Source organism: Pseudolysinimonas sp., assembly GCF_057350545.1.
Genome location: NZ_JBMRCP010000012.1, coordinates 1 through 23759, shown reverse-complemented (window position 1 = coordinate 23759; position 23759 = coordinate 1). Strand labels below are relative to the sequence as shown.

Annotated in this window: 27 protein-coding genes; 9 read left to right on the top strand and 18 right to left on the bottom strand. The window is 71.3% G+C overall.

Annotated elements, in window-relative coordinates; all coding sequences use genetic code 11:
• Window positions 1–20 precede the first annotated feature (20 nt).
• Together ACO1X9_RS01555 and ACO1X9_RS01550 are read left to right on the top strand one after the other, a co-directional pair.
• Window positions 21–1034 carry a putative F420-0 ABC transporter permease subunit gene (locus ACO1X9_RS01555; RefSeq protein WP_486349076.1) on the top strand — a complete coding sequence of 338 codons (1014 nt, stop codon included), beginning with the start codon at window positions 21–23 and terminating at the stop codon, window positions 1032–1034.
• Window positions 1031–1798, top strand: coding sequence for an ABC transporter ATP-binding protein (locus ACO1X9_RS01550; RefSeq protein WP_486349075.1), 768 nt, complete (start codon window positions 1031–1033; stop codon window positions 1796–1798). Before ACO1X9_RS01555 ends, ACO1X9_RS01550 begins: the two co-directional genes overlap by 4 nt.
• A 63-nt stretch (window positions 1799–1861) precedes the next feature.
• Here ACO1X9_RS01550 and ACO1X9_RS01545 read toward each other — a convergent pair whose 3' ends face one another.
• Window positions 1862–2146 (bottom strand): hypothetical protein, encoded by a 285-nt coding sequence (locus ACO1X9_RS01545; RefSeq protein WP_486349074.1) that lies wholly within the window; start codon window positions 2144–2146, stop codon window positions 1862–1864.
• Window positions 2147–2204: 58 nt separating this feature from the next.
• On the bottom strand, window positions 2205–2639 hold the full coding sequence (locus ACO1X9_RS01540) for a PaaI family thioesterase (RefSeq protein ID WP_486349073.1): 435 nt from the start codon (window positions 2637–2639) through the stop codon (window positions 2205–2207).
• A gap of 102 nt (window positions 2640–2741) precedes the next feature.
• Here ACO1X9_RS01540 and ACO1X9_RS01535 point away from each other — a divergent pair, with 102 nt between their 5' ends.
• The 3 genes from ACO1X9_RS01535 to ACO1X9_RS01525 are packed head-to-tail and all read left to right on the top strand — an operon-like array spanning window position 2742 to window position 3768.
• Window positions 2742–2990 (top strand): type II toxin-antitoxin system Phd/YefM family antitoxin, encoded by a 249-nt coding sequence (locus ACO1X9_RS01535; protein WP_486349072.1) that lies wholly within the window; start codon window positions 2742–2744, stop codon window positions 2988–2990.
• On the top strand, window positions 2987–3244 hold the full coding sequence (locus tag ACO1X9_RS01530; protein ID WP_486349071.1) for a type II toxin-antitoxin system RelE family toxin: 258 nt from the start codon (window positions 2987–2989) through the stop codon (window positions 3242–3244). Before ACO1X9_RS01535 ends, ACO1X9_RS01530 begins: the two co-directional genes overlap by 4 nt.
• Complete coding sequence (locus ACO1X9_RS01525; protein WP_486349070.1) at window positions 3241–3768, top strand: hypothetical protein; 528 nt, start codon at window positions 3241–3243, stop codon at window positions 3766–3768. Before ACO1X9_RS01530 ends, ACO1X9_RS01525 begins: the two co-directional genes overlap by 4 nt.
• Window positions 3769–3939: 171 nt before the next feature.
• Here the strand turns inward: ACO1X9_RS01525 and ACO1X9_RS01520 are convergent, their stop codons facing one another.
• The 7 genes from ACO1X9_RS01520 to ACO1X9_RS01490 all read right to left on the bottom strand — a co-directional run bounded on the left by ACO1X9_RS01520 (window position 3940) and on the right by ACO1X9_RS01490 (window position 11955).
• On the bottom strand, window positions 3940–6213 hold the full coding sequence (locus ACO1X9_RS01520) for a transglutaminase TgpA family protein (protein WP_486349069.1): 2274 nt from the start codon (window positions 6211–6213) through the stop codon (window positions 3940–3942).
• The gene (locus ACO1X9_RS01515) at window positions 6206–7540 is read right to left on the bottom strand and encodes a DUF58 domain-containing protein (RefSeq protein ID WP_486349068.1); all 1335 of its coding nucleotides are present in this window, start codon (window positions 7538–7540) and stop codon (window positions 6206–6208) included. The genes ACO1X9_RS01520 and ACO1X9_RS01515 overlap by 8 nt, the downstream gene beginning before the upstream one ends.
• Window positions 7541–7548: 8 nt before the next feature.
• Window positions 7549–8565, bottom strand: a complete 1017-nt coding sequence (locus ACO1X9_RS01510) for an AAA family ATPase (RefSeq protein ID WP_486349067.1) — start codon at window positions 8563–8565, stop codon at window positions 7549–7551.
• A gap of 173 nt (window positions 8566–8738) precedes the next feature.
• Window positions 8739–8960 (bottom strand): hypothetical protein, encoded by a 222-nt coding sequence (locus ACO1X9_RS01505; protein WP_486349066.1) that lies wholly within the window; start codon window positions 8958–8960, stop codon window positions 8739–8741.
• Window positions 8961–8976: 16 nt separating this feature from the next.
• A complete protein-coding gene (locus ACO1X9_RS01500; protein WP_486349065.1) occupies window positions 8977–9948 on the bottom strand; it encodes a hypothetical protein in 972 nt (323 codons plus the stop codon).
• 262 nt (window positions 9949–10210) lie between these two features.
• A complete protein-coding gene (locus ACO1X9_RS01495; protein WP_486349064.1) occupies window positions 10211–10966 on the bottom strand; it encodes a coenzyme F420-0:L-glutamate ligase in 756 nt (251 codons plus the stop codon).
• Window positions 10963–11955: a TIGR03557 family F420-dependent LLM class oxidoreductase gene (locus tag ACO1X9_RS01490; protein ID WP_486349063.1), complete on the bottom strand. Its 993-nt coding sequence runs from the start codon at window positions 11953–11955 to the stop codon at window positions 10963–10965. Before ACO1X9_RS01490 ends, ACO1X9_RS01495 begins: the two co-directional genes overlap by 4 nt.
• 139 nt (window positions 11956–12094) lie before the next feature.
• Between ACO1X9_RS01490 and ACO1X9_RS01485 the strand changes: the two genes are divergently transcribed.
• Window positions 12095–12475 carry a VOC family protein gene (locus ACO1X9_RS01485; RefSeq protein ID WP_486349062.1) on the top strand — a complete coding sequence of 127 codons (381 nt, stop codon included), beginning with the start codon at window positions 12095–12097 and terminating at the stop codon, window positions 12473–12475.
• Here the strand turns inward: ACO1X9_RS01485 and ACO1X9_RS01480 are convergent.
• The 3 genes from ACO1X9_RS01480 to fgd all read right to left on the bottom strand — a co-directional run bounded on the left by ACO1X9_RS01480 (window position 12472) and on the right by fgd (window position 14927).
• Window positions 12472–13119: a 4a-hydroxytetrahydrobiopterin dehydratase gene (locus ACO1X9_RS01480; RefSeq protein WP_486349061.1), complete on the bottom strand. Its 648-nt coding sequence runs from the start codon at window positions 13117–13119 to the stop codon at window positions 12472–12474. The genes ACO1X9_RS01485 and ACO1X9_RS01480 overlap by 4 nt on opposite strands.
• Before the next feature lie 108 nt (window positions 13120–13227).
• Window positions 13228–13854 carry a class I SAM-dependent methyltransferase gene (locus ACO1X9_RS01475; protein ID WP_486349060.1) on the bottom strand — a complete coding sequence of 209 codons (627 nt, stop codon included), beginning with the start codon at window positions 13852–13854 and terminating at the stop codon, window positions 13228–13230.
• A 44-nt stretch (window positions 13855–13898) separates the two neighbouring features.
• On the bottom strand, window positions 13899–14927 hold the full coding sequence (gene fgd, locus ACO1X9_RS01470) for a glucose-6-phosphate dehydrogenase (coenzyme-F420) (protein WP_486349059.1): 1029 nt from the start codon (window positions 14925–14927) through the stop codon (window positions 13899–13901).
• Window positions 14928–15035: 108 nt separating this feature from the next.
• Here fgd and ACO1X9_RS01465 point away from each other — a divergent pair, with 108 nt between their 5' ends.
• Window positions 15036–16358 (top strand): HNH endonuclease signature motif containing protein, encoded by a 1323-nt coding sequence (locus tag ACO1X9_RS01465; protein ID WP_486349058.1) that lies wholly within the window; start codon window positions 15036–15038, stop codon window positions 16356–16358.
• A gap of 64 nt (window positions 16359–16422) precedes the next feature.
• Here ACO1X9_RS01465 and ACO1X9_RS01460 read toward each other — a convergent pair whose 3' ends face one another.
• The 5 genes from ACO1X9_RS01460 to ACO1X9_RS01440 all read right to left on the bottom strand — a co-directional run bounded on the left by ACO1X9_RS01460 (window position 16423) and on the right by ACO1X9_RS01440 (window position 21811).
• A complete protein-coding gene (locus ACO1X9_RS01460) occupies window positions 16423–16668 on the bottom strand; it encodes a hypothetical protein (RefSeq protein WP_486349057.1) in 246 nt (81 codons plus the stop codon).
• A gap of 24 nt (window positions 16669–16692) precedes the next feature.
• Window positions 16693–18099, bottom strand: coding sequence for an MATE family efflux transporter (locus ACO1X9_RS01455; RefSeq protein ID WP_486349056.1), 1407 nt, complete (start codon window positions 18097–18099; stop codon window positions 16693–16695).
• The gene (coaD, locus tag ACO1X9_RS01450; RefSeq protein ID WP_486349055.1) at window positions 18053–18541 is read right to left on the bottom strand and encodes a pantetheine-phosphate adenylyltransferase; all 489 of its coding nucleotides are present in this window, start codon (window positions 18539–18541) and stop codon (window positions 18053–18055) included. The genes ACO1X9_RS01455 and coaD overlap by 47 nt, the downstream gene beginning before the upstream one ends.
• A gap of 64 nt (window positions 18542–18605) precedes the next feature.
• Complete coding sequence (locus ACO1X9_RS01445; protein WP_486349054.1) at window positions 18606–20753, bottom strand: ATP-dependent DNA helicase RecG; 2148 nt, start codon at window positions 20751–20753, stop codon at window positions 18606–18608.
• Between the two features lie 23 nt (window positions 20754–20776).
• Window positions 20777–21811: a magnesium and cobalt transport protein CorA gene (locus ACO1X9_RS01440; RefSeq protein WP_486349053.1), complete on the bottom strand. Its 1035-nt coding sequence runs from the start codon at window positions 21809–21811 to the stop codon at window positions 20777–20779.
• A gap of 40 nt (window positions 21812–21851) precedes the next feature.
• On the opposite strand from ACO1X9_RS01440, the gene rsmD reads away from it, so the two are divergent.
• Complete coding sequence (gene rsmD / locus ACO1X9_RS01435) at window positions 21852–22448, top strand: 16S rRNA (guanine(966)-N(2))-methyltransferase RsmD (protein WP_486349052.1); 597 nt, start codon at window positions 21852–21854, stop codon at window positions 22446–22448.
• Here the strand turns inward: rsmD and thiL are convergent.
• Window positions 22427–23428: a thiamine-phosphate kinase gene (gene thiL / locus ACO1X9_RS01430; RefSeq protein ID WP_486349051.1), complete on the bottom strand. Its 1002-nt coding sequence runs from the start codon at window positions 23426–23428 to the stop codon at window positions 22427–22429. The genes rsmD and thiL overlap by 22 nt on opposite strands.
• A 23-nt stretch (window positions 23429–23451) precedes the next feature.
• On the opposite strand from thiL, the gene ACO1X9_RS01425 reads away from it, so the two are divergent.
• The coding region (locus tag ACO1X9_RS01425; RefSeq protein ID WP_486349050.1) for a DUF3515 family protein at window positions 23452–23759 on the top strand (308 nt) is incomplete at its 3' end.

Below are 23759 nucleotides of genomic sequence, written 5' to 3'. Positions count from 1 at the left end.
GTGCGGGAGCTCGACCCCCCGTGAGGTCGCGGGCCGGGGCGCTGGCGGCGGGGGTCATCCTCGCCGCCGCGCTCGCGGCATCCGTCGTGCTCGCGGTGACGATCGGGCCGGCCGACCTGCGTCTCGACGAGGTCGCGGGCTCGATCGGCGCGCACCTGACGGGCGGGTCGAGCCCGCTGACCCCGTTGCGCGACGGGATCGTCTGGGAGCTGCGGGTGCCGCGCATCATCACCGCCGCCGCGGTCGGCGCGGGCCTCGCCCTCGTCGGCGGCATCATGCAGGCGCTCACCCGCAACCAGCTCGCCGACCCCTACCTGCTCGGCATCTCGTCGGGCGCGTCGCTCGGCGCGGTGACGGTGCTGCTGCTCGGGGCCGCGGTGATCCTGCCGGTCGCCGCGTTCGTCGGAGCCCTCGCCGCCCTCGCCGCGACCCTCGCCCTCGCGGGTGCGTTCGGCCGCATCACCCCCACCCGCACGGTGCTCGCGGGCGTCGCCGTGTCGTCGCTCGCCGCCGCGATCACGTCGTTCGTCATCTTCTGGACGGCGCAGGGCGACTCCTACCGCGAGGTGCTCTCGTGGCTGCTCGGGTCGCTCGCAGGCGCCCGCTGGGAGGCGGTCGCGATCGCGGGCGGAGCGTTCATCGTGCTCGGCATCCCGCTCGCGCTCACGGGACGGGTGCTGGATGCCTTCGCCCTCGGCGACACGACCGCGGCGAGTCTCGGCATCCCGGTGCAGGGCGTGCGCTGGGGTCTGCTCGGCGCCGGCGCGCTGCTCACGGGAGCGCTCGTCGCCGTGTCGGGGTCGATCGGCTTCGTCGGCCTCGTCCTCCCCCACGCCGTGCGGCTGCTCGTCGGTCCGGGGCATCGCGCGCTGCTGCCGCTGTCGGCGCTCACGGGCGCCGTCTTCCTGGTGTGGGCCGACACCCTCGCCCGCACGGTGTTCGAGCCGCGCGAGCTTCCCGTCGGCATCGTGACGGCGATCATCGGGGCACCCGTGTTCGCGGCTCTCCTCGTGCGGCGGAGGAGCGAGGCATGAGCTTGTCGGTGACGGGGGTGACGGTGCGGGTCGGCGACCGCGCCCTGGTGGATGCCGCCACCTTCGACGCTCCCGCGGGTGCGGTGACCGCCCTGCTCGGACCCAACGGCGCCGGCAAGTCGACCCTCCTGCGCGCGCTCTCCGGCATCCCTCGACCGGATGCCGGAGAGGTGCTGTTCGACGGCGACGACCTGCTCGCGCTCCCCCGCCGCGAACGCGCCCGCCGCGTCGCCCTCGTCGAGCAGGACGCGACGACCGAGCTCCCCCTCACCGGCCGCGCCGTCGCCGGCCTCGGCCGCACCCCGCACGAGTCCCCGCTCGGCGGCCGCGACCCCTCCGCCGACGATCTCGTGACGACGGCGATGACGGATGCCGGCGCCCTCCCGTTCGCCGACCGCGCCCTGCCGACGCTCTCGGGCGGCGAGCGTCAGCGCGTGCTGCTCGCCCGCGCCCTCGCGCAGGAGCCCCGGCTGCTGCTGCTCGACGAGCCGATGAACCACCTCGACATCGCCGCCCAACTCGACGTGCTGCGACTGCTCGCGCGGCTCGCGTCGGAGGGGGTGACGGTGCTCGCGGCGATGCACGACCTCGCCCTCGCCGCCGCTCACGCGTCGCACGTCGTCGTGCTCTCGGCAGGTGCTGTCGTGGCGTCGGGCCCGACCGCCGACGTGCTGACGCCCGAGTTGGTCCGGGAGGTCTACGGCGTGCGCGCCGCCTGGACGACCAACCCCGTCACCGGCGACCCGCTGCTCGCGCTCGGGTGAGAGTTTTGTCGGGTTAGTTGTACAATGTCGCGTCCTCCGGCGACGTTCTGCAACTGCGGCGTCCTACCTCGAAGGTGATGCACCGTTCCCGATGTCTAGCGGGGTGGCGGGAACGTCCCGAGGTTTGACCCCGATGTACGTCTTGCGATGCGGAAGTGCGTGAGAGATTGCACGGTTGGCGATCTTCGGGCCGATCCGGTCGAGTTCTGCCTGACGTGCGAAGAAGTAGATCTCTGTCGCGTCGGACACATTCGCGAGCTCGACATGCGTGAAGCCCAACTCCGCCAGCACCAGCAGAACCGTGCTTCTCTCGGCAAGATCCGGCAGCACCGCGGCAAGAGTCGTCATTCCGCGAGCCTAAGACTGGCGGCATGCGATGGAACAGGCGTCTCGGCCCTCGCGACGATCAGTACTTCGAGGGCTCGCCGAGCACAGCCATCGTGCACCGCGAGATACACACGAGCTTCCCGTCCTCGTTGGTGATCCGCACCTCCCAGACGTGCGTCGTACGACCCCGCGCGATCGGCCGCGCCTCGCCGTAGACCCACCCCGACGCGACGGGTCGCAGGTGGTTGGCGTTGATCTCCATCCCGACGCAGTGGAACTTCGAGGTGTCGACCGCGAGCGTCGCCGCCCACGAGGCGAGGGTCTCGGCGAAGAGCACCGACGCTCCACCGTGCAGAACTCCTCCCGGCTGGCGGGTGCGGTCGTCGACGGGCATCCGTCCGAGGAGCGCGTCGTCGGTGATCTCGGTGAACTCGATGCCGAGGGTCGTGATCGCCGTCCCCGCCGAGTTCGCGACCGCGTGGTCGAGGGTGGGAGGGCCGAACCAGATGCTCATGTCTACATCCTGGGGGCTTCGAGCCGCGTCCGCGTCTGGCGGGTGCTCTTCCACCGGCGACGGAAGCCGTACATTTCGTGTCGTGAGATGTACACTTGGGCCATGTCCACGGTGAACGTCACGGATGCCCGCAGTCGGCTGCCCGAGGTGATCGAGGCCGCGCAGGCGGAAGCTGTCTTCCTCGAGCGTCGCGGGACACTTCAGGCGGTCGTCGTGAGCCCCGCGCGGTACGAGCGGATGCTGGCCGCGCTCGAAGACGCCGAAGACCTCGCCGCCTTCGATGAGTCGCTCGCCGATGAGGGCGACAACATCCCGTGGGATCAGGTGAAGGCCGACCTCGGCTGGTCGTGAACTACCGCATCGAGGTGCGCCCCGCTGCCCTCAAGGCTCTCCGCAGGGTCCATCCGAACGACCGCGCCCGCATCCATGGCGCCATCGCGCTGCTCGCTCGCGACCCGAGACCGCCGGGCGCACGAGCCCTCCAAGGTCGCGAGGGCTTCCGCGTGCGGGTCGGCGATTACCGCATCCTGTACACGATTCAGGATGACCTGCTGCTGATCGTCGTCGTCGCGCTCGGCCATCGGCGGGATGTGTACGAGCGATGAGGCGCAGACCGAAGCGGGACGACATGGTCGCCGACGGGGTGCTCGTCGCCCTCTCCGCCGCACGTCAGGCCATCAAGAACCACGTGATCGTGCGGGCGCTCCGGGATCGCGTCGACTACGACCGCGAGCGGCTGCTCGCCGCGTCGGCGCTCGAGCTCGGACTGCTCGCCGCCGAGAACGATGCGGATGCCGCCCGCGTCTCCCAGCAGATCGACACCGCCCGCGGACGCATGGGCCTCGCGCGGCATCCGTCCGACTTCCGCGCGGGCGACCGGCGTCAGCTCAAGAGGCGGCGGAAGGTGCTCGTCGAGGTGGCTGAGAAGCTGCGCGAGGTGGCCGCCGACGAGAGCCAAGTCGGGATGCTGCTCGACGCCGCGCGCGACCTCGCGTTGGCCGAGGTGCAGGCGGCGACAGCGGCGGCCCACGGGGGGCGACGCGACGTGACGCCCGAGGATCGCGCGGCGGCGCTGTCGGAGCTGCGAGGGCAGCTCGACGACCTCATCTACGCGCACACCGGGTACTGAGTTCACCCTTGCGGGTTGAGTAGCGCCCGCGCGCAGCGCGGTCGCGTATCGAAACCCTCCCGTTGAGTTGCTCGTCGTGTTGGGTTTCGATACGCGTGCCGCTGGGGCGGCGCGCTACTCAACCCGCGAGCTTCGCGCTGTGCGGTTTCGATACACCGCCGGCGGCGGCACTCAACCCGCGGGGTCGGAGCGGCGACCGACGCCGAGGCGGTCGAGGAGGGACGGCGGGAGGAACGTGGCGCGGAAGCGCACGCGGAGGGTGGCGGCCGAGGCGATCGCGCGGCGGAGGGCGACGACATCCGCAGGCTCCATGGGGGCGCGCCCGGGGCGGTCGTAGGCGGCGGCCTCGACTCCCCCACGGAGACGGGCCACGGTATCCGACCCGACGACGATCGCGAGTCGCTCACCCAGCTGCCGCGGGGTCTCGGTGTCGGGGGCGACCCAGTCGTGGTCGTGCGCCGTGTCGCGCACCTCGGCCCAGGCGGCGTCGGCGTCCCCGTCGAGTCGCACACGCCGCAGTCGCCGTGCTCGCACGACGGCGCGGGCCAGCGCCGGCAGCAGGGCGATGAGCAGCACGACGAGCAGCACCGCGAGCACGATCGGCACCGGATCCACCGGCTGCGACACGGGCACCTCGGGCGTCACGACCTCCTCCTCGGGCGGCAGCGACGGTGCGGCGGTGTTCGCCGGAACGGGGGCAGCGGACGGGTTCACGCCCTCGAATTCCGGAGTCTCCGGGTCGTCGACCGCGTCGATCGACGAGTAGCCGGGCGGCGCACCGCGGCCCGGGGTGGGCTCGAAGCGCAGCCAGCCGATGTCTTCGAAGTAGAGCTCAGGCCAGGCGTGCAGGTCGCCCGAGGTCACCGTGAACTCGTCGCCCGCCGCGTTGGGCTCGCCCGGCTGGAATCCGACGACGACCCGAGACGGGATGTCGAGGGTGCGCGCGAGCACCGCCATCGCCGAGGCGTAGTGCACGCAGTAGCCCTCCTTCACCTCGAGGAACTGCGCGATCACCCCGATGCCGGTGCCGTCGAAGTCGCCTTCGACGGGGGCGTCGAGCGAGTAGAGGAAGTCGGTGCCGGTGAAGTAGTCCTGCAGCGCGATCGCCTGCTCGTACGCCGTGCCCGTGCCGGCGACCTGCTCGGCGGTGTCGGGGATGATCGCCGGGAGATCGTCGGGCAGGTCGAGGTAGCGCGACCCGATGTCGGGTTCGAGGTCGGCGAGCAGCTGCTCACGGTCGGGCTCGACGTCGAGGAAGTCGACCGTGTAGCTCTGACCCCCCACGTCGGCGCCGCCGCTGCGCACCGCGAGACCGTCGGGCTCCCAGTTCCAGATGCCCTCGAGACCCTCGATCGAGACGGCGGGATACGGCACCGGAAGCCAACGACCCGTGACCTCCTCGACGTCGATGTCGACCGAGTACTGCACGCGCGGCACGGCGTCGTCGAGTCCGGGCGCCGTCGGGAACTCCGCGACGTCGAACGTCGGCTCGATGCCCGACGCGTCGGGCTCCCAGCTCAGCCCGGTGAACCTGTCGAGCGTCGCGAGACGCAGGTAGACGCCACCGCCGGGCGCATCGGTGGAGTAGGTGAGCGCCTCGACGACGACGTCGCGCCGCAGATCGTCGCCGAGGTTGATGATCGGGTTGAGGCCCGTTCCGAGGGCGGTGCCGCCGTCGCGCACCGGCTGCCGCGCGGGCGGGAAGGCGGCGGGAAGCACGAGCGATCCGATCACCGTCGCGGCGGCGATCACGGCGACTCCGCCGATCGGGGTGCTGCGCCGCCCCACCCGCAGCAGGGCGAGGTAGAGGAGCGCGGCGAGCACGAACCACACCGGCTCGGCGACGCCCGCACGGATGGCGACCGGCACATCCAGCACCACCAGGAGGGGCACCGCGGAGATCGCCGGAACGCGGTCGAGCGCCGGTGCGACGACCACGACAGCGACGACGGCGAGGATGGCGAGCAGGAAGAGGATCCCCTCCCCCGCGACCGCCGGCATCCGCTGACTCGAGATGCTGCGGCTGCCGTCGTTCACGAGGTCGACGAAACGCACGACGGTGTCGATGTTCGGGATGACGCCGAACCACGAGAGCTCGCGCGCGAACCCGAAGGTCAGCGTCACGAGTGCGGCGACGACGCCGGCCAGCGCGGGCTGCCAGGCGCGGCGGGCGAGCTGTGCGGCGATGCCGACAGCGAGTACGGGGACGATGACGACCGTCGCGATCGCGAAGAACCACCACCAGTCCTGGAGGGTCACGTGCAGGCCGGCGAACGAGACGAGGATCGCCGCGGTGAAGAGGAACAGGCGCAGCCACGTGCGGGCGGGGTCGCCGAGGCCCGCGCCGCGCGCGGAGGGGCGGCGCAGGGAGGACGTGGGCGGGGTGGGGGGTGGGGCCTCGGCACGCGGCTTCGCCGCTACTCGACCACCGAGGGTGTCAACCACGCACGTAGCCCGTCTCGTTGGCGGCGGCGCGCCAGGCGTCACCCGGGTCGTCGAGGTCGGTCGCGGTGACGACCGCCCAACCCGCGTCACGCAGCCGCTGCACGACGCCGGGACGCGGGTAGACGAGGAACGCATACCCCGACTCGCCGTTGACGCGGCGCTTGATCATCCAGTCGACCGTCGCGTCTTCGGGGTCGCCGAGGATCGCGAACACCGGACCCGAGCCGTCTGCGGGCGAGAGCGCGGCGAGCTCGTCGACCGTGCGGTCGAGCAGCTGCACGCCGGCGAGGCTCGTGAGGAAGCCCTCCGCGCGACGTCCCTCCCAGCGGTCGCCGATCGCCTCGATCTGCGGCCGCGCGGTCTCCTCGATCGCCACCCTGAAGCCGGCCTGCTCGAGGTGCAGACCCAGGGAGCCGACCATCCTGACGACCCATTCGAACGCGTCGCTCTTCCAGTCGGCCGACCACGACATCCCGGTGTCGCTCTCGGCGTCGGGATACCCGCGACGACGGGTGTCGACGAGGATGCGGGCATCCGGATGGCTGCGGTGCTCCTCTTGGCGCACCATGAGCTGCCCGTGCTTCGCCGACGCGCGCCAGTGCACGCGGCGGAGGGCGTCGCCGATGCGATACTCGCGCGTCGTGAGGTCGTCGTCGCTGCCGAGCACCCGACGCTGCACGAGGTGCGCCTCACCCTCGCCGTCGGCGAGCGACGGACCGCCGTCGGAGAGCGACGACACCGCCGGCACGACGACGAGCCGTTCGGGCGTGCCGATCGCGACCGTCGACGTGGCGAAGCCGAAGGGATCCTCGTGCTCGGCGACGAACGGTCCGATCGCGTAGAGCCCGCGACGCGGCGGGTGGAGGTCGTAGGTCACGGTGCGCTGCCGGGTGCGGCCGACCGCGACGGAGGGCAGCTCGCGCGTCGCCGCCGACGGCTCGAACCACGGGAGGGCGTCGTCCCAAATGAGCGGGGTGCTCGGCGCGGCGCCGGCGTTCGAGATGCGCAGCGTCACCTGCACGACGCCGCCGACCGCGACGACCGGCGGGGAGAAGAGCCGGCTCACCACGAGCTTCGGACGTCGCAGCCGCACGAAGAGCAGCCCCAGAATCGGCAGCAGCAGCGCGAAGCACGCTGCGACGAGGTACTCGCGACGTCCGAGCCCGTAGGCGAGGAAGATCGACAGCACGCCGATGAGCAGCGCGGTGAACGCGCGCCAGGTCGGCCGGATCGAGCGCGTGCGGCGCAGCGCCCGCATCCCGGGTTGCCCCGCCTGCGGTCGCCCCGCCGGCGGTTGCTCCGCCGCTCGACGCGCAGAACCCGCCATCGGGGTGCCTAGACCGCGCCCGAGGCGCCGAGCGGCACCGGGGTCGCGGCGACGATGCGCGACGTGATGTCGGCGAGCGCCTCGCCCCCGAGCGCACCGCTCGCCCCCGAGCGCGACGGGATGAGGCGGTGGGCGAGCACCGGCACGGCGAGCGCGTCGATGTCGTCGGGCAGCACGAAGTCGCGGCCGTCGAGCGCGGCACGGGCCTTGCTCGCGCGCACGAGCTGAAGCGTCGCGCGGGGGCTCGCGCCGAGACGCAGTTCGCGGTCGGTGCGGGTCGCGGCGGCGATCGCGACGGCGTACTGCTCGACCGCAGGGCTCACGAAGACGGTGCGCACGGTGGCGATCATGCGCCTCAGCCGCTCGAGCGTCACGACCGGCGCGAGCGCGTCGAGCGGGTTCTCGGTCTCGCGCGTGCGCAACATCGCCGCCTCGGCCGCGAGATCGGGGTAGCCCATCGAGATGCGCGCGGTGAACCGGTCGCGCTGAGCCTCGGGGAGGGCGTAGGTGCCCTCCATCTCGATCGGGTTCTGCGTCGCGATGACGGTGAAGGGATCGGGCAGCGCGTAACTGGCGCCATCCACCGTGACCTGCCGCTCCTCCATGCTCTCGAGCAGGGCGCTCTGGGTCTTCGGGGAGGCGCGGTTGATCTCGTCGCCGATGAGGATGTTCGCGAACACCGGGCCGGGCTTGAACTCGAACTCGCGCTCCGCCTGGTTGTAGATGCTCACGCCCGTGATGTCGGCCGGCAGCAGGTCGGGGGTGAACTGGATGCGGCTCACCGAACAGTCGACGCTGCGGGCGAGCGCGCGGGCCAGCATCGTCTTGCCGACACCCGGCACGTCCTCCATGAGGAGGTGACCTTCGGCGAGCAGAACCGTGACGGCGGTCTCGATCACGGGGCGCTTGCCGTCGATCACGGTCTCGATCGCGGCGATCACCGCGCGGGCATCCAGGAGGAACTCGGCCGTCGACATCGACGCTTCCGTGTGCGTTCCGGTCCCTGATCCGGAGAAGTCACTCATCCGGAGAGTCTGCCATTGCGTCGCCGATGTGTCTGCTGAGAATCTGCCCCGGCGCGGCTCGAGTGCCCGCGCAGCGGGTGTGTCGAAGCCCGATCACGGATGCGCGGAGCGGGAGAGCCAACTGCTCGGGGCAGCTGGCTTCCCGCTCCGTGTCGGCATCGCCACAAACTGGCTTACCCGTTTTTCCGTCGACGTGCGATCACCAGACGCGCAACCGTCAGCAACACGACGCCCGTCATGACGATCGCTCCTGTCACAATCCGTTGCTCGGCCGTTCCGATCGTGAACGCGAGCGCGACGGCGATGACGCCGACGGCGACCAGTATCCAGTACGCGACGGCAAACCAGCCGCGCGTGACGACACCAGAGCTGCTGTTGTTGTTTGGACTTTCCATGGCGTGACCCGATCCGCTACGCGTAGCACGAGACGTAAGCGAGGTGGGCGAAGGAGACCAAGTTCGCCTGCCACACGCGGTACCCGGTGCACAGCCCATTCGCGCGAGCAATGTTCGCGTGCGCCCAAGCTCCGATGACAACTGCCGCGCAGGCCGCCGCGCCTCCTGCTGGGATGAATGTGCAGAGGATGCCGGCGTTCAGGGCATTGTCCGCAACCGCGGCAGTCTCCGCTCGCGTGAGCTCAACCGTGCACCAGAGGCCGTCACATTGCAGCCGTGGGTCAGCGACGACCGGATACGCGGCGCTTCCGCCGTGATGCACCACCTGCGTCACGGTGTTGCCATTGATCCTGTACTCGGTCGGGACTTCCGATCCCGTCGCGTCCTTCGCCCATGCCGGCGCGAGCAGGTTCACGACATCCCCAGCAGAGTCGAGAACGGCGATGCCTCCCCCTTCAGTCCGTTCAAGGGACGCGGGGACGCCGTTCACATAGAGCTCGTAGCTGTACTCGCTCGGGGCATCCGGGCCCAGGAGCACGGAATAGCCGGCGTTCGCGCCGTGATCCGACGAGGTGATCACGAACGCGGAGTCGCTTGTGTGTCCGAACATGATGGCGCCCGAACTCAGTGGTGTTGCGTCGCCGTTCGAGATCGGGGCCATTCTGAACGTCCCCGAACTGGACTCGATGGTGATGCCCTCCGGTGAGAGCCCCGCCGGCTCTGCGACGTCGCTCTCACCGCCGTCGACGCCCTGCGCGTGGCCCTGCGGGCTTAGAGCACCGACCGCTGAAAGAGCGGCTTCCACGGCCGCAGGCCCGGCCTCGACATCTTGCGCCGAGGCCGGCGCGGCGTAGACGGAGCTGACTAGGAGTAGAGCCGCTCCGGCGCCTGCACGTAGTGGTCTCCGTAAGTTCGCGACGGTCCGACCGGCGCCGACGGGGGTCCTCCCGTCGCGGTTGCGGGCACGAGCTGAGAGCTTCTTGAACATGGCTGATCCTTCCTCATTCAAAGAGCGCCGCGCAGCGGGCTCGGCACGACTGTAGGTCGGCCGCTTGCCCAGGCCCAGTCGGCATCAATGAGGACCTCTCAATTAATTGGCGCTGCATCGGAGGGGCGCAGAACTCAGCGCTCCCATCACGGAAGTAGTGTCCGGAGCCGCGAAGACGTCTCACCGCTCGCAGAACAGGTCGGAGCGCGTTGCTCCGCGACGAGGCTCGCCACCGATCCGCACCACCGTGCGCGGGCCCCGTTCACGGGTGGCGGGCGCTGAGACCCGCCCGATACCCCTCATCCCACGCCTCCGTCGACCCGACGCGGAACATGTCGTGCGCCGCATCCCGGAGCAGGGGCTGCGCCCCCGCGGGGTCGAGGTCATCGGTGATGTACTGCCCCAGGCCCCGGATCACCGCGACCGGGGTGCCGTTCACCTTCCCCTTCGCGAGGTCGGCGGCGGCGGCGAGCTCGTCGCCCACGGCCGGCTGGGTGACGTGCAGCTCGCGGCCGCCGGCATCCCGCGACCCGCGCAGGTCGTCGAGCACCTTCACACCCGCCGCCCCGATCGCGACATCGGTCTGCCCTTCGCGCCACGGGCGTCCGAAAGTGTCGGTCACGAGAACGCCGACGCGGATGCCGAAGCGGCTTCTCAGCGCCTCGCAGATCCGGCGGGCGGAGGCATCCGGATCGGCGGGCAGCAGCAGCACCGTGCCGTCGGCGGTGTTGCTCGAGTCGACACCCGCCGCCGCCATCACCTGCCCCCACGCGTTCTGCACGATGCGGGTCTGCCCGCGCGTCGCGACCACCCGCACGGTCTCGGCGGTGATCGCGTCCTCACGGTCGTCGGCCCGCACGATGCGCCCCTCCGCCTTGCTGAGGATCTTCGAGGTGACCGCGAGGATGTCGCCGTCCTCGAGGTCGCCGGCCACGGCATCCCCGATCGCCTGCGCGACGTCGTCGCCGGGGCGGAATTCGGGCAGCCCCTCGATCGCCCAGATGCTCAGGCGGGTCATCGGGTGAGCCCCGGCAGCACGTCGCGGCCGAACACCTCGAGGAACTCGGCCTGGTTGCGTCCGACGTTGTGCAGATGGATGCGGTCGACCCCGAGGTCGAGGAAGCCCTGAAGGTACTCCCGGTGGCGGTCGGGGTCTTCTGAGATGAGAAGTCGCCCCTCGAAGTGCTCGGCACGCACCATCCGTGCCATCTGCTCGATCTCGAACGGCGAGCGGATGTCGGCCTTCGGGAACTTGAGCCCGAGCGTCGGCCACTCGGCGAGGGCGTTCGCGGTGGCCTCCTCGTGCGTCGGTGCCCAGCTCACGTGCACCCGGAGGATGCGCTCGCCCGACTTGCGGCCGTTCTCCTTCGCGCCCTCGTCGAAGCGCTGGAAGAGTGCGGCGAGCTTCTCATGCGGCGCCGTCTCGGTGATGATCCCGTCGGCGACGCGGCCGGCGCGCTTCGCGGTGACGGGTCCGGATGCCGCGACGTAGATCGGCGGCGGCGTGGCGGGGGCGGTCCACAGCCGTGTGGATTCGAGGCGGTAGTAGCGGCCTTCGTGGCGAGTGTCTTTGCCGGTCGCGCCGCTCACGAAGAGCTTGCGGATGATGTCGAGCGCCTCGAACATCCGGTCGATCCGCTCGGGGGCGTCGGGCCAGTACTGCCCGACGACGTGCTCGTTGAGCGCCTCGCCGCTGCCGAGCCCCAGCCAGTGCCGGCCGGGGTACATGGCTTCGAGAGTCGCGCTCGCTTGGGCGACGACCGCGGGATGCGCGCGGTAGGTGGGGGTGCTGACGGTGCCGAGGGCGCCGGTGGTGAGCTGGCCGAGGGCGCTGAGGATGTTCCAGACGAAGCTCGCCTGCCCCTGCTGCGGCGTCCACGGCTGGAAGTGGTCGGCCGCCATCACGCCGTCGAACCCGTGCTTCTCGGCGGTCGTCGCGAGTTCGAGCACCTCGTTCGGTGCGAACTGCTCCAACATCGCGGCATAGCCGACGACAGCCCGGGTCATGGCTCTAGTTTCGCGGTTCGAAGAGCGCCCCGCTCACTCGGTGGTCGAGGAGCGGTCGAAGCCCGCGTGTCGAGACCCGCCTCGGTGGTCGAGGAGCGGGCGAAGCCCGCGTGTCGAGACCCCCGAGTACCGTGACGTCATGCCCACCCTCACCTACGTGACCCTCTTCGTCGACGACATCGCGGTCGCCCGCGAGTGGTACGCCCGCGCCTTCGGCCTCGCCGAGCACTGGTCCGACGACGTCTCCGTCGTCTTCTCCTTCGACGGCGTCCTCATCAATCTCCTCCAGGTCGACGAGGCGCACGACCTCATCGCCCCCGTCTCGGTGGGCGATCGGGATGCCGGCGCCCGCGCCCAGTACACGCTGACGGTCGACGACGTGGATGCCGCGGTCGCGTCGCTCACGGCGGCGGGCGTCGAGGTGCTCAATGGCCCGCAGGACCGCCCGTGGGGTGTGCGCACCGCCGCGTTCGAGGATCCCGACGGGCACATCTGGGAGTACGCAGCCCCGATCGGCTAGCGACCCTGCCAGGTCGCGATGTCCGCCACGTTCCCGTCGGCGTCAATCATCGACCACCACGCCGGCGCGTGCCTGTCGCCCAGCAGCCGGCCCCCGGCATCCAGTACCGACTGCACCCTGGACTCGGCGACGTCGTGGGCGATCGAGATGTCGACGTGGAGGCGGCCATGGTCGGCGCGGTGCTGCTTGTCGTTGAACCACACGAGCGGTCCGCGGCGCAGGGGGTCGACGAGTTCGTGCCCGCGGCGCTGCCGGTAGCCGAGGGCGGCCTGCCAGAAGTCGCGCACCGGCTCGAAGTTGTCGGGTGCGTCGATCGCGAGAAACACCGTCTGCACCGCCGCCGGGTCGGGTTCGAGGGCGAGCTCGCGGGCGATGAGCTGGATGCGCTGGGCCAGCAGCACGTCGAGTTCGGTCAGCGACTTCTCGGAGTGCGTCGTCGTGCGGAGAGCCACCCGGCGGGCGCGCAGGTCGATGTCGGGGTGATGGTCGAGGTCGTCGGCGATCGTCGCGATGCGGGAGGCGAAGTCGGCGCCTTGAGTAAGGGATGCCGTGCGGTAGACCGCGGAGGCCCCACCGGTGACGACGCGCCAGTCGTCGATGCCGTCGGCGTCGTGGAACTGCTGTGGGGTGATCGGATCGCGCATGGGCGTGAGGTTACTCGGGTGGGTTTCGATACGCGTCCGGCGGAGCCGGGCGCTACTCAACCCGCGGCTTGCGCTGATGCGGTTTCGATACACCCGCTGCGCGGGCACTCAACCCGCGAGGGGCTTCCGCGCGTGGAGGCGCTCGATCACTCCGGCCTTGAGTCGCTCGGACTCGACGAGCTCGAAGCCTGCGGCGCGGACGAGCGGCAGTTGCCGTCGGGTGAAGTGCTCCCCCGACGTGAGGATCGTGACCCGCTCGACGAGCCACTGCGCCGCGAAGATCGGCGGCCACGTGCTGCCGATGTGATCGAGGAGCAGGAGCCGGCCGCCCGGCACGAGTACTCGCCGCATCTCCGCGAGCGCGTCGGCCGGGCGCGGGATCGAGCAGAGCCCGAGCGCGCAGACCACGGTGTCGAAGGAGGCGTCGGCGAAGGGCAGCTCGTGGGCGTCACCCTCACGGAGCTCGACGTCGACACCCACCTCGGCCGCGTGGCGACGGGCCAGGTCGAGCATCGCGGGGCTGAAGTCGATCCCGACGATCGACGTGCCCGCCGGGTAGAACTCGAGGCTCCGGCCCGTGCCGATCGCGACCTCGAGCACCCGACCGAACGCCCGGTCGCCGATCCACTCCCGGCTCCCCGCGAGGAGTCCGCGCTCCGTGCCGCTCATCGCGGTGTCGTAGCGCGAGGCGTTCTTCTCCCACTTGCCCCGCTGACGCTCCGTGATGTCGCGCATGGGTCTCGACACGCTCCCTTCGGTCGCTACTCGACCACCGACTGCTACTCGACCGCCGAGAGGGCGCGCAGGCGGGGGGCGAGGTCGCTCTCGAAGAGCTGCAGGAAGCGGCGCTGGTCGTGGCCGGGGGCGTGGAAGACGAGGTGGGTGAAGCCGGCATCGACGTACTTCTTGACGTCGGCGACGACGGCGTCGGGGTCGCTGCCGACGATCCAACGCGAGGCGATCTGCTCGATCGGGAGGGCATCCGCCGCCTTCTCCATCTCGACCGGATCGGTGATGTCGTGCTTCTGCTCCTTGCTCAAAGCGAGCGGCGCCCAGAAGCGGGTGTTCTCGAGAGCGGTGGCGGCATCCGTGTCGTAGGAGATCTTGATCTCGATCATCCGGTCGATGTCAGCGTAGCGGCGGCCCGACTTCTCGATGCCCTCCTTCACGGCCGGGATGAGCTCGTCGGTGTAGAGGCCCATGCCCTTGCCGGACGTGCAGATAAAGCCATCGCCCGCGCGCCCCGCGTACCGGGCCACGAGCGGCCCGCCCGCGGCGATGTACACGGGGATCGGCAGCTCGGGGCGGTCGTAGATGTTCGCGTCGTGGGTCTCGTAGTACTCGCCGCGGAAGTTGACGCGCTCCTCGGTCCACAGCTGGCGCATGAGGTCGACGGCTTCGCGGAGGCGACCGAAGCGTTCCTTGAACTCGGGCCACGCCCCCTCTTCGGCTCCGAGCGCGCCGGTGGCGACCTCGTTGAGCGCCTCGCCGGTGCCGACGCCGAGGAAGATGCGATCGGGATACAGCACCCCCATCGTCGCGAACGCCTGAGCGATCACGGCGGGGTTGTAGCGGAAGGTCGGCGTCATCACCGACGTGCCGATGCGGATCTTGCTCGTGCGCTCCCCCACCGCCGCCATCCAGGTGAGCGAGAACGGCGCGTGCCCACCCTCGTGCCGCCAGGGCTGAAAGTGATCGCTCACGGCGACGCTCTCCATCCCGTGCTGCTCGGCCGCGACCGCGATCTCGACCAACTCGCGGGGGTCGAACTGCTCCGCGCTGGCCTTGTATCCGAGGGTGAGGCTCATCCCTCCATTCTGCCCTGGGGATATCCGTTGCGGTGGGAATGTGTGTTCGCTAGAATGTGTCTAGCTCGTGCCAACGATTCGTACTTTTGTTCTCGAAAGGTGTTCGGCATGAGCGCGCTCGCGACGGCGGTGATCGAGGTCCCCGACCTCTCGTCGCTGCCGCGCGCCTCCGACGCCGAGCTCCAGGATGCTCTCCGCCAGTGCGCCGACGCGCGCAAGAAGGTGGATGCCGTATTGGCCGCGCTGTCGGGCGAAGTCGAGCGGCGGTCGACGCGCGATCTGGGCAACGCGGGGCTCGCGCAGTCGAGCGGAGCGCGCACGTCCGACGTCTTCGTCACGCAGCTCACGGGGCTGTCGGGCGTGGAGGCTCGGCAACTCGTGACGGTCGGCGGGATGCTCGACGGCGCGGAGCCGTGGCTCGCCGAGGTTGCGTCGGCGGTGGCGTCGGGTGCGGTCTCGGTCGGTGCCGCGGCGGCGATCCGCTCAGGGCTGGGCACGCCGACCGCGCACGTCGCGGCCGACGACCTGCAGGATGCCGCCCACCGTTTGATCGAGGAGGCGGCGACACTGCCGCCCGAGAAGGTCGCGCGCCGCGCGCGGGAACTGCGCGACGACCTCGACCCGCTCGGGGTCGGCACGCGCGAAGAGCAGTTACGCGAGAAGCGCTGGCTGCGCGTCACGCAGCTCCCCACGGGGATGTGGGGCGTGCGGGGTGAACTCGACCCCGAGACGAAGGCGCTCGTCTTCGACCCGATCCACCAGTTGCTCGCGCCACGCCGCGGCGGGCCGCGGTTCGTCGACGCCGACGAGGCCGCCCGTGCGGAGGCCCTCGAGAAGGATCCCCGCACCTACGAGCAGCTCACCGTCGATGCGCTCGTCGACCTCGTGCGAGTCGCGACGTCGGCCGATCCGCAGCGACTGTTCCGACGCCGGCCCGCCGTTCTCGTGCACGTCGACGCGCGCGACCTCGCCGCCGGCGACGGTTCCGCGTGGATCGAGGGGCAGACGACCTCCGTGTCGGTCGCGACGGCCCGGCGCCTCGCCTGCGCCGACGGCTACCAGCCGATCGTGTTCGAGCCCGACGGCAGCAGCAACCTCGGGCACACCCAGCGGCTGTTCAGCGAACGTCAGCGGCTCGAACTCGCCGCGATCTGGGGAGGGTGCGCCGTCGAAGGATGCGATCGGCCGCCCTCGATGACCGAAGCCCATCATCGGCAGCACTGGTCACACGGCGGACCGACCGACACCTCGAACGGCATCCTGCTCTGTCGACATCACCACATGCTCCTGCACAACGGTGGGTGGTCGATCGACGGTCCACCGGGTCGACACCTCGACGGGTGGATCATGACCGACGGGGTGCGGGTGATCAGGTTGCTGACGAAGAACCCCGTGCGGCAGCGATCGACCGAGAGGCTTCGAACGCGGTGAGCCCGGAGCGCGGGAGGAGTCTGCCTTCTCGCGATCCGGGCGGGCGGCCGGTCTCCGACCGAGGTCAACCGCCGTCGCGCACGCCGTCCGGAAGCTGCGGCACCCACGAGGCGGTGATCGCCTCGTCGGGTCGCACATCGACGTAGGTGGCGCCCTCCCCGGCCGTCTGCGCATCCGCCGCGGCGAACGTCGTGCCGCACACGTCGCACGTGAGCATCCCGAGGTCGTCCGGCACGTGAGGACCGAGGTGCTGACACGTCGGGCAATCCGAGAAGACGGCCTTGTCGTTCCACTGAGCACGTACACCCATGCGAGGAGACTAGCTCGACCGGGCTCAGGCCGCCCCGACGCGCATCCACCGCGTGCCGCGGGCTCGCAGCGAGAGCGTCACCGCGCGCGCCGCGAGATACCCGACGCAGAACGCGAGCTGGATGCCGACCACCGCCCCGACGACGTCGGTCGCGAGCCGAGTGGCGACCCACAGCAGCGGCAGGTACACGACGAGGTTGATGATGCCGGTCCAGGCCAGATAGCGCCCGTCCCCGGCCCCGATGAGGATGCCGTCGAGCACGAACACGACGGCACCGATCGGCAGCGAGGCGGCGATCACGAGCACCCCGGCACCGATCGCCTCCGCGATCGCCACCCCCGCCTCGTCGTCAGACGTGAACACGTGCCCGATCACCGGACTCGTCGCCGCGAGCAGCACGCCGAGCCCGACCGACGTGACGAGCCCCCAGAGCAGCAGCCGCCGCAGCACCGCGCGCACCCGTTCGGCGTCCGACGCTCCGAGCCCGTGCCCGACGAGCGCCTGCCCCGCGATCGCGAACGCGTCGAGCACGAGCGCCACCGTGAAGTACAGCGTCAACAGCACCTGCGTCGCCGCGAGCGGCACCGTGCCCGCCGCGGTCGCCGCGACCGTCGTCGCGACGAGCGCGACCCGCAGCGACACCGTGCGCAGCAGCAGCCAACCGCCGGCGAGCGCCGTGCCCGCGACGCCGCCGAGCCCCGGGCGGAGCGGCACCCCCAACCGTCGCGCGTGACGCACCGCGATCGCGACGCTCGCCGTCGCCATCCCGAACTGGGCGATGACGGTGCCGAGCGCCGACCCGGCGATGCCGAGACCCGCGGGGTAGATCAGCACGACATTGAGCGCGGCGTTCGCGGCGAACCCGACGACGGCGATCACGAGCGGCGTCCGGGTGTCCTGCAGCCCCCGGAACAGCCCCGTCGCCGCGATCACGACGAGCATCGCCGGGACGCCGCCCGCCGAGATCGCGAGATACGTCACGCCCTGCGCGGCGACGGCGGGTGTCGGGCCGAACGCCGCGACGAGCGCGGGCGCCGAGGGCACCCCGACGACGGCGAGCACGACGCCGATGCCGGCCGCGAGCCAGAGTCCGTCGATGCCCGCCCGCACGGCACCCGGGAGGTCGCCGGCGCCGAGCCGCCGCGCGACCGTCGGCGTCGTCGCGTACGCGAGGAACACGAGCAGCCCGATCGCGGTCGCGAGCACGGTGCTCGCGATGCCGAGCCCGGCGAGCGACTCGGCGCCGAGGTGGCCGACGAGCGCCGTGTCGGTGGCGAGGAAGAGCGGTTCCGCGACGAGCGCCCCCAGCGCCGGGACGGCGAGGCGTCCGATCTCGCGATCAAGCGGGCGGACCGCGAAGACCCCGACGAACCGCGGGATCAGGTCAGACCCGCGACGACTGGAGGAAGTCGGCCACGACCTTCGGCACATACGGCGCGACGTCGCCGCCGAGGCCCGCGACCTGCCGCACGAGCGAGCTCGACACGTGCGCGTGGGCGGGGTCGGGCAGCAGGAAGATCGTCTCGACCCCCGCGAGGTTGCGGTTCACGATCGCCATCGGCGTCTCATAGGCCACGTCGACCTGCGAGCGGATGCCTTTCACGAGCACGCTGGCGCCGACATCGGTGCAGTAGTCGACGAGCAGCCCCATGCTCCACGAGGTGACGCGGATGTTGTCGGGCAGGCCGGCATCCTTCACCGCGTCCTGGATGAGCGACACGCGCTGCGCGATCGGCAGGAGCGCCGACTTGTCGGGGTTGTGCACGACGAGCACGTGCAGCTCGTCGAACAGCCCGGCGGCGCGTCCGATGACGTCGAGATGTCCGAGGGTCACCGGATCGAACGACCCCGGGACGACAGCGATCCGGCTCACGAGGCCCACCCTAGCCGAGCGATGTGACCGTTTCGTGATGTGACGCGAGCTCTGACCGCGGCGCTCAACTCTTTCCCAGGAAGGCCCGCTCGGTCTCGTCGAGCCGTCGCTCGATCGCCTCGCGGAGCGCCTCGTGCAGCCGCAGCCCCGGGTCGCCGTCGAGAATCTTCTCGGCCACCTCGCGGGCATCTTCGATGAGCTTCCCGTCGCGCGAGACCCGCAGCAGTTTGAGCGACGAGCGTCCCCCAGACTGCGACTCGCCGAGCACGTCTCCTTCGCGGCGCAGCTCGAGGTCGGCCTGCGCGAGCTCGAACCCGTCGGTGGTGGCGGCGACGGCATCCACCCGGTCCCGGGCGAGCGAGACGGGGTCGGCGTGCGTGACGAAGAGGCACAGCCCCGGCACGCTCCCCCGGCCGACGCGGCCGCGCAGCTGATGCAGTTGCGCGATGCCGAAGCGGTCGGCGTCGAGCACGACCATGGTCGACGCGTTGGGCACGTCGACACCCACCTCGATCACCGTCGTGGCGACGAGCACGTCGATGTCGCCCGCGGAGAACGCACGCATCGTGGAGTCCTTCTCCTCGGCGCTCATCCGGCCGTGCAGCACCTCGAGGCGCTTCTCCTTCAGGCGGGGATGCCGGCGCAGTTCCTCGATCACGCTCAGCACCGCGGCCGGCGGGGGCGCGCCCTCGTCGGGCACCTCGGCGTCCGGGTCGGCCTCCTCGAGGGTCTTGGCGTCGATCGCGGGACAGACGACGAAGCCCTGGTGGCCCTTCTCGAGCTCCTCCGCGAGACGCTCCCACACGCGCGCGATCCAGCCGGGATGCTCGGACAGCCCGACGACGTGCGACGTGATGGGCGACCGCCCGGCCGGCAGCTGGGCGATCGTCGAGACGTCGAGGTCGCCGAACACCGTCATCGCGACGGTGCGCGGGATCGGCGTCGCCGTGAGCACGAGCACGTGCGGAGACTCCCCCTTGAGCCGCAGAGCCTCGCGCTGGTCGACACCGAAGCGGTGCTGCTCGTCGACGACGACGAGTCCGAGGTCGGCGAACTGCACCTGGTCGCCGAGAAGCGCGTGCGTGCCGACGACGATCGACGCGCCGCCCGACGCCGACGCGAGCAGCGCCTTCCGTCGGTCGGCGACGGGGAGCTGACCCGTGATGAGGGTGGGCCGCAGCCGCGCGGCGAGGTCGGGCCCGAGGGTCTGCACGATCGAGCGCAGATGCTGCCCGGCGAGCACCTCGGTCGGGGCGAGGAACGCCGACTGTCCGCCCGAGTCGGCGACGGCGAGCATCGCCCGCAGCGCGACGAGCGTCTTGCCCGAGCCGACCTCGCCCTGCACGAGCCGGTTCATCGGGATGCCCGACGCGAGGTCGGCCTCGATCGCCGCGCCGACCGTGCGCTGGTCGTCGGTGAGGGTGAACGGCATCCGCTCGGCGAACTCCGCGGAGAGCTTGCCGGGGCGTCGCTCGGCCGTGCGCCGCGACCGGTACTGCACGCGCTGCCGCAGCAGCGACGCCTGCAGGATGAGCGCCTCGTGGAACCGCAGCGTCTCCTGCGCCGCCCGCCAGTCGGCCTCGACGCGCGGGTGATGGATGCCGCGCAGCGCGTCGCGGAAGTCGAGCAGACCACGCGCTGCCCGCACCTCGTCGGGCACCGGGTCGTCGAGCGGCGGCAGCGCGTCGACCTGCGCCTGGATCACTCCGCGGATCTTCGTGCCGTCGAGCGACGACGTCGCCGGGTAGATCGGCATGGGCGCCTCGGCCCAGGCCCGTGCCTCCTCGGAGTCCGCGTCGAGGTCGTCGGGGAACGCCTCGTAGGCGGGATGCGCGAGCTGCCGGGTGCTGCGGTACATCCCCACCTTGCCGGCGAAGATGCCGCGCATCCCGGGCTTGAGCCCGTACGTGGCCTTCCGGCTGAAGAACGTCAGCTGCAGGGTTCCCGTGCCGTCGGTGATGACGACTTCGATGAGCTCGCCGTGGCGCTGACGCATGGGCCGCGAGGTGATGCTGCGCACCTCCGCGACGACGACGACCGTATCGCCTATGCGGAGTTCGTCGAGCGGCGTGAGGTCACCGCGCACGGCGTACCGGCGGGGGTAATGGGCGAGCAGGTCGCCGACGGTCTCGAGCCCGAACGCCTTCTCGAACATCGGCGCGACGCGCGCACCGAGCGCCGTCAGCAGACGCGTGTCGAGTGGTCCGGGCATCTCTCCAGGCTAGCGATCGGCGACTACAGCCAGCCGCGCTTCTTGAACACGATGTAGAGCACGAGGCTCGACGCCAGCATCGCCCCGAGGGCGGCCGGGTAACCCCAGCTCTGGTGCAGCTCGGGCATGAAGTCGAAGTTCATCCCGTAGATCGAGCCGATGAGCGACGGCGCGAACAGGATGGCGGCCCACCCCGAGATGCGGCGGGTCTGCTCGGCCTGCGCGTTGCTCGCCTCGGAGAGCAGCCGCGCCTCGTCGTTCTGGCGCTGTCCGACGAGGGAGGTGTTGACGGCGAGGATGTCGCGCAGCAGCACGCGGAACTCCTCGATCTTCTCGGTCGCCTGAGTGACGTGGTCGGCGATGTCGCGCAGCACCGGTTCGAGGTGGTCGTCGACGTGCCCGTCGGCGAAGCCCGCCGCGAACTGCGCCAGGATGTCGCCGAGCGGCACCACGGCACGCTGGAACTCGATGACTTCGCGGTTGAGCTGGTAGATGCGCCGCGACACCTTCGGGTCGCCGTCGAACACCTGCGTCTCGATCTCGTCGATGTCGTTCGCGAGACCCTCGATGACCGGCTTGTAGCCGTCGACGACCGCGTCGATGATCGCGTAGAGCACCGCCTCCGGGCCGCCGTGGAGCGCCTCGGGAGTCGCCTCCATGTGGGTGCGCACGATCGACAGGTCGGGGCCTTCGCTGTGCCGCACCGTGATGACGAAGTCGGCGCCCGCGAAGACGTGCAGCTCGCCGAACAGCACGCGTTCGGCGTCGTCTTCGTAGTGCGCGGCGCGCAACACGAGGAAGAGGGTGTCGCCGTAACGCTCCAGCTTGGGGCGCTGGTGGGCGACGACGGCATCCTCGACCGCGAGCTCGTGCAGGCCGAACTGCTCGGCGAGCTCGGCCAAGAGGGTGCTCTCCGGGCGGTAGAGCCCGATCCAGGCGAGCGCTCCGGGGTTGTCGGCGAGCAGGGAGAACGTCTCCGCGAGTGTCGCCGGTGCGGCGAGGCGCGTGCCGTCGACGTAGACCGCGTTGTTGACCACCCCGGGTTCGCGCGTCGCCACGTGCCGATCGTAGTGCGGCCTCTGCGGTTGGATGGGAGGCGTGACGCGCATCATCTCGGGGTTCGCCGGCTCGCTCCGGCTCGCGGTGCCGCCGGTCGGCACGCGCCCGACGAGTGACCGCGTGCGCGAGGCGATCTTCTCCGCGCTCGATGCGCGCGGGGTGCTGCCGGGAGCGCGCGTGCTCGACCTCTACGCCGGCTCGGGGGCGCTCGGGCTCGAGGCCGTCTCGCGCGGCGCCGCGCACGTCACCCTCGTCGACAAGGCGACGGGGGCCCACCGCGTCACGAACGACAACGCGACCCGCGTGCGGAAGGCCGCGCCCCGCGGCGAGGCCCCGGACATCGTCGTGTCGTCGCAGCCCGTGCAGTCGTTCCTCGGCGGCGCCTCCCGCGAGCCGCAGGCGGCGTGGGATGTCGTCTTCCTCGACCCGCCGTACGATCTGGGCGGCGCGGAGCTGCGGCACAACCTCGAGGCGCTCGTGCCGCTCCTGACCGAGGACGCCGTCGTCGTCGTCGAGCGCTCCGCCCGCGATGCCGCCCCGGAGTGGCCCGAGGGGCTCGAGCTCGACCGGCGGAAGGACTACGGCGAGACCGCCGTGTTCTACCTTTCGCCGGGTCAGCGCTCGCCGTCGCGGTAGGGGTCCCACCCGCCGCGCGCGTCGTAGGAGCGACCGTCGACCGACAGGCCCTCCCCTGCCACGACGCGCCCGATCACCCGGAATCCCCCGGGCAGGGCGGCGGCGGATTCCGCGGGGAACGTCGCGAGCAGCGCGTGCGCCTCACCGCCGGTGAGGGCGAGCGGCGAGCCCACGGCCGCCGAGTCGAGGTCGAGCCGCACGCCCGACGCGGCCGCGATGCGTCGCGCGTCGATCGCGAGGCCGTCGCTCACGTCGAGCATCGCCGTCGCACCGCCGAGCGCCGCGGCCACCCCGTCGAGGAGCGGCGGCGACGGCGCGAGTTGCGCCTCCACCGCGGCCGGATGCTCGGCCCGTACCCGCGCACCGAGCGCGGCGTCCGGCATCCCGGCGGCGTCGACCGCCCGGGTGAAGAGCAACTCGAGACCTTCGGCGGCGAGGTCGAGCGCACCGGAGACCGCCACGACGTCTCCGGGGCGTGCGCCGGAACGCAGCACGGCATCCCGACCCTGGAGGTCGCCGAACGCCGTCACCGCGATCATGAGCGTCGCCGACGACGAGAGGTCGCCGCCCACGACACCGCAGCCCGGGGCGAGTGCGTGGCACGCGTCGCGCAGCCCGTCGGCGAGACCCTCGAGCAGGCCGACCTCCGTCGACGGCGGGGCCGCGACCGCGACGACGAGTGCGGTCGGCACGGCGCCCATCGCGGCGACGTCGGCGAGGTTGGTCGCTGCCGCTTTCCAGCCGAGGTCGTGCGGCGTCGACCACGCCAGGCGGAAGTCGGGTCCGTGGATCATGGTGTCGGTCGTGACCACGAAACGTCCGTCGGGGGCGGCGAGCACGGCGGCGTCGTCGCCCGGGCCGACGAGGGTGGAGGCCGAGTCGGGCAGGCGCGGGAAGATGCGCGCGAGCACCGCGGCCTCCCCCAGCTCGCCCAGCGTCCCGCCGGCGGTGTCGACCGCCGTCTCGCCGAGCCCAGTCATCCCGCCAGGCTAGCCTGGACGCGATGAGACGCTTTCCGGCCGCACTCGCCGCACTCGCCCTCGCGACGGGACTCGCGGGGTGCTCGGCGACCGTCGCGATGTCCCCCGCCGCCGAGTTCGCGAACGATCCCGGGTGCGCCGACGTCGTCGCACGGCTCTACCACCCCGAGCCGCAGGCGATCGGCGACTACCCGTTGCGCACCACCGACGCGCAGGGCACCGCCGCGTGGGGCACGCCGACCGTCGCGCTGCTCTACTGCGGCGTGCCGGTGCCCGAGGTGTCCGACGTCGACTGCATCGAGTACAACGGCATCTTCTGGCTGCGCGAGGT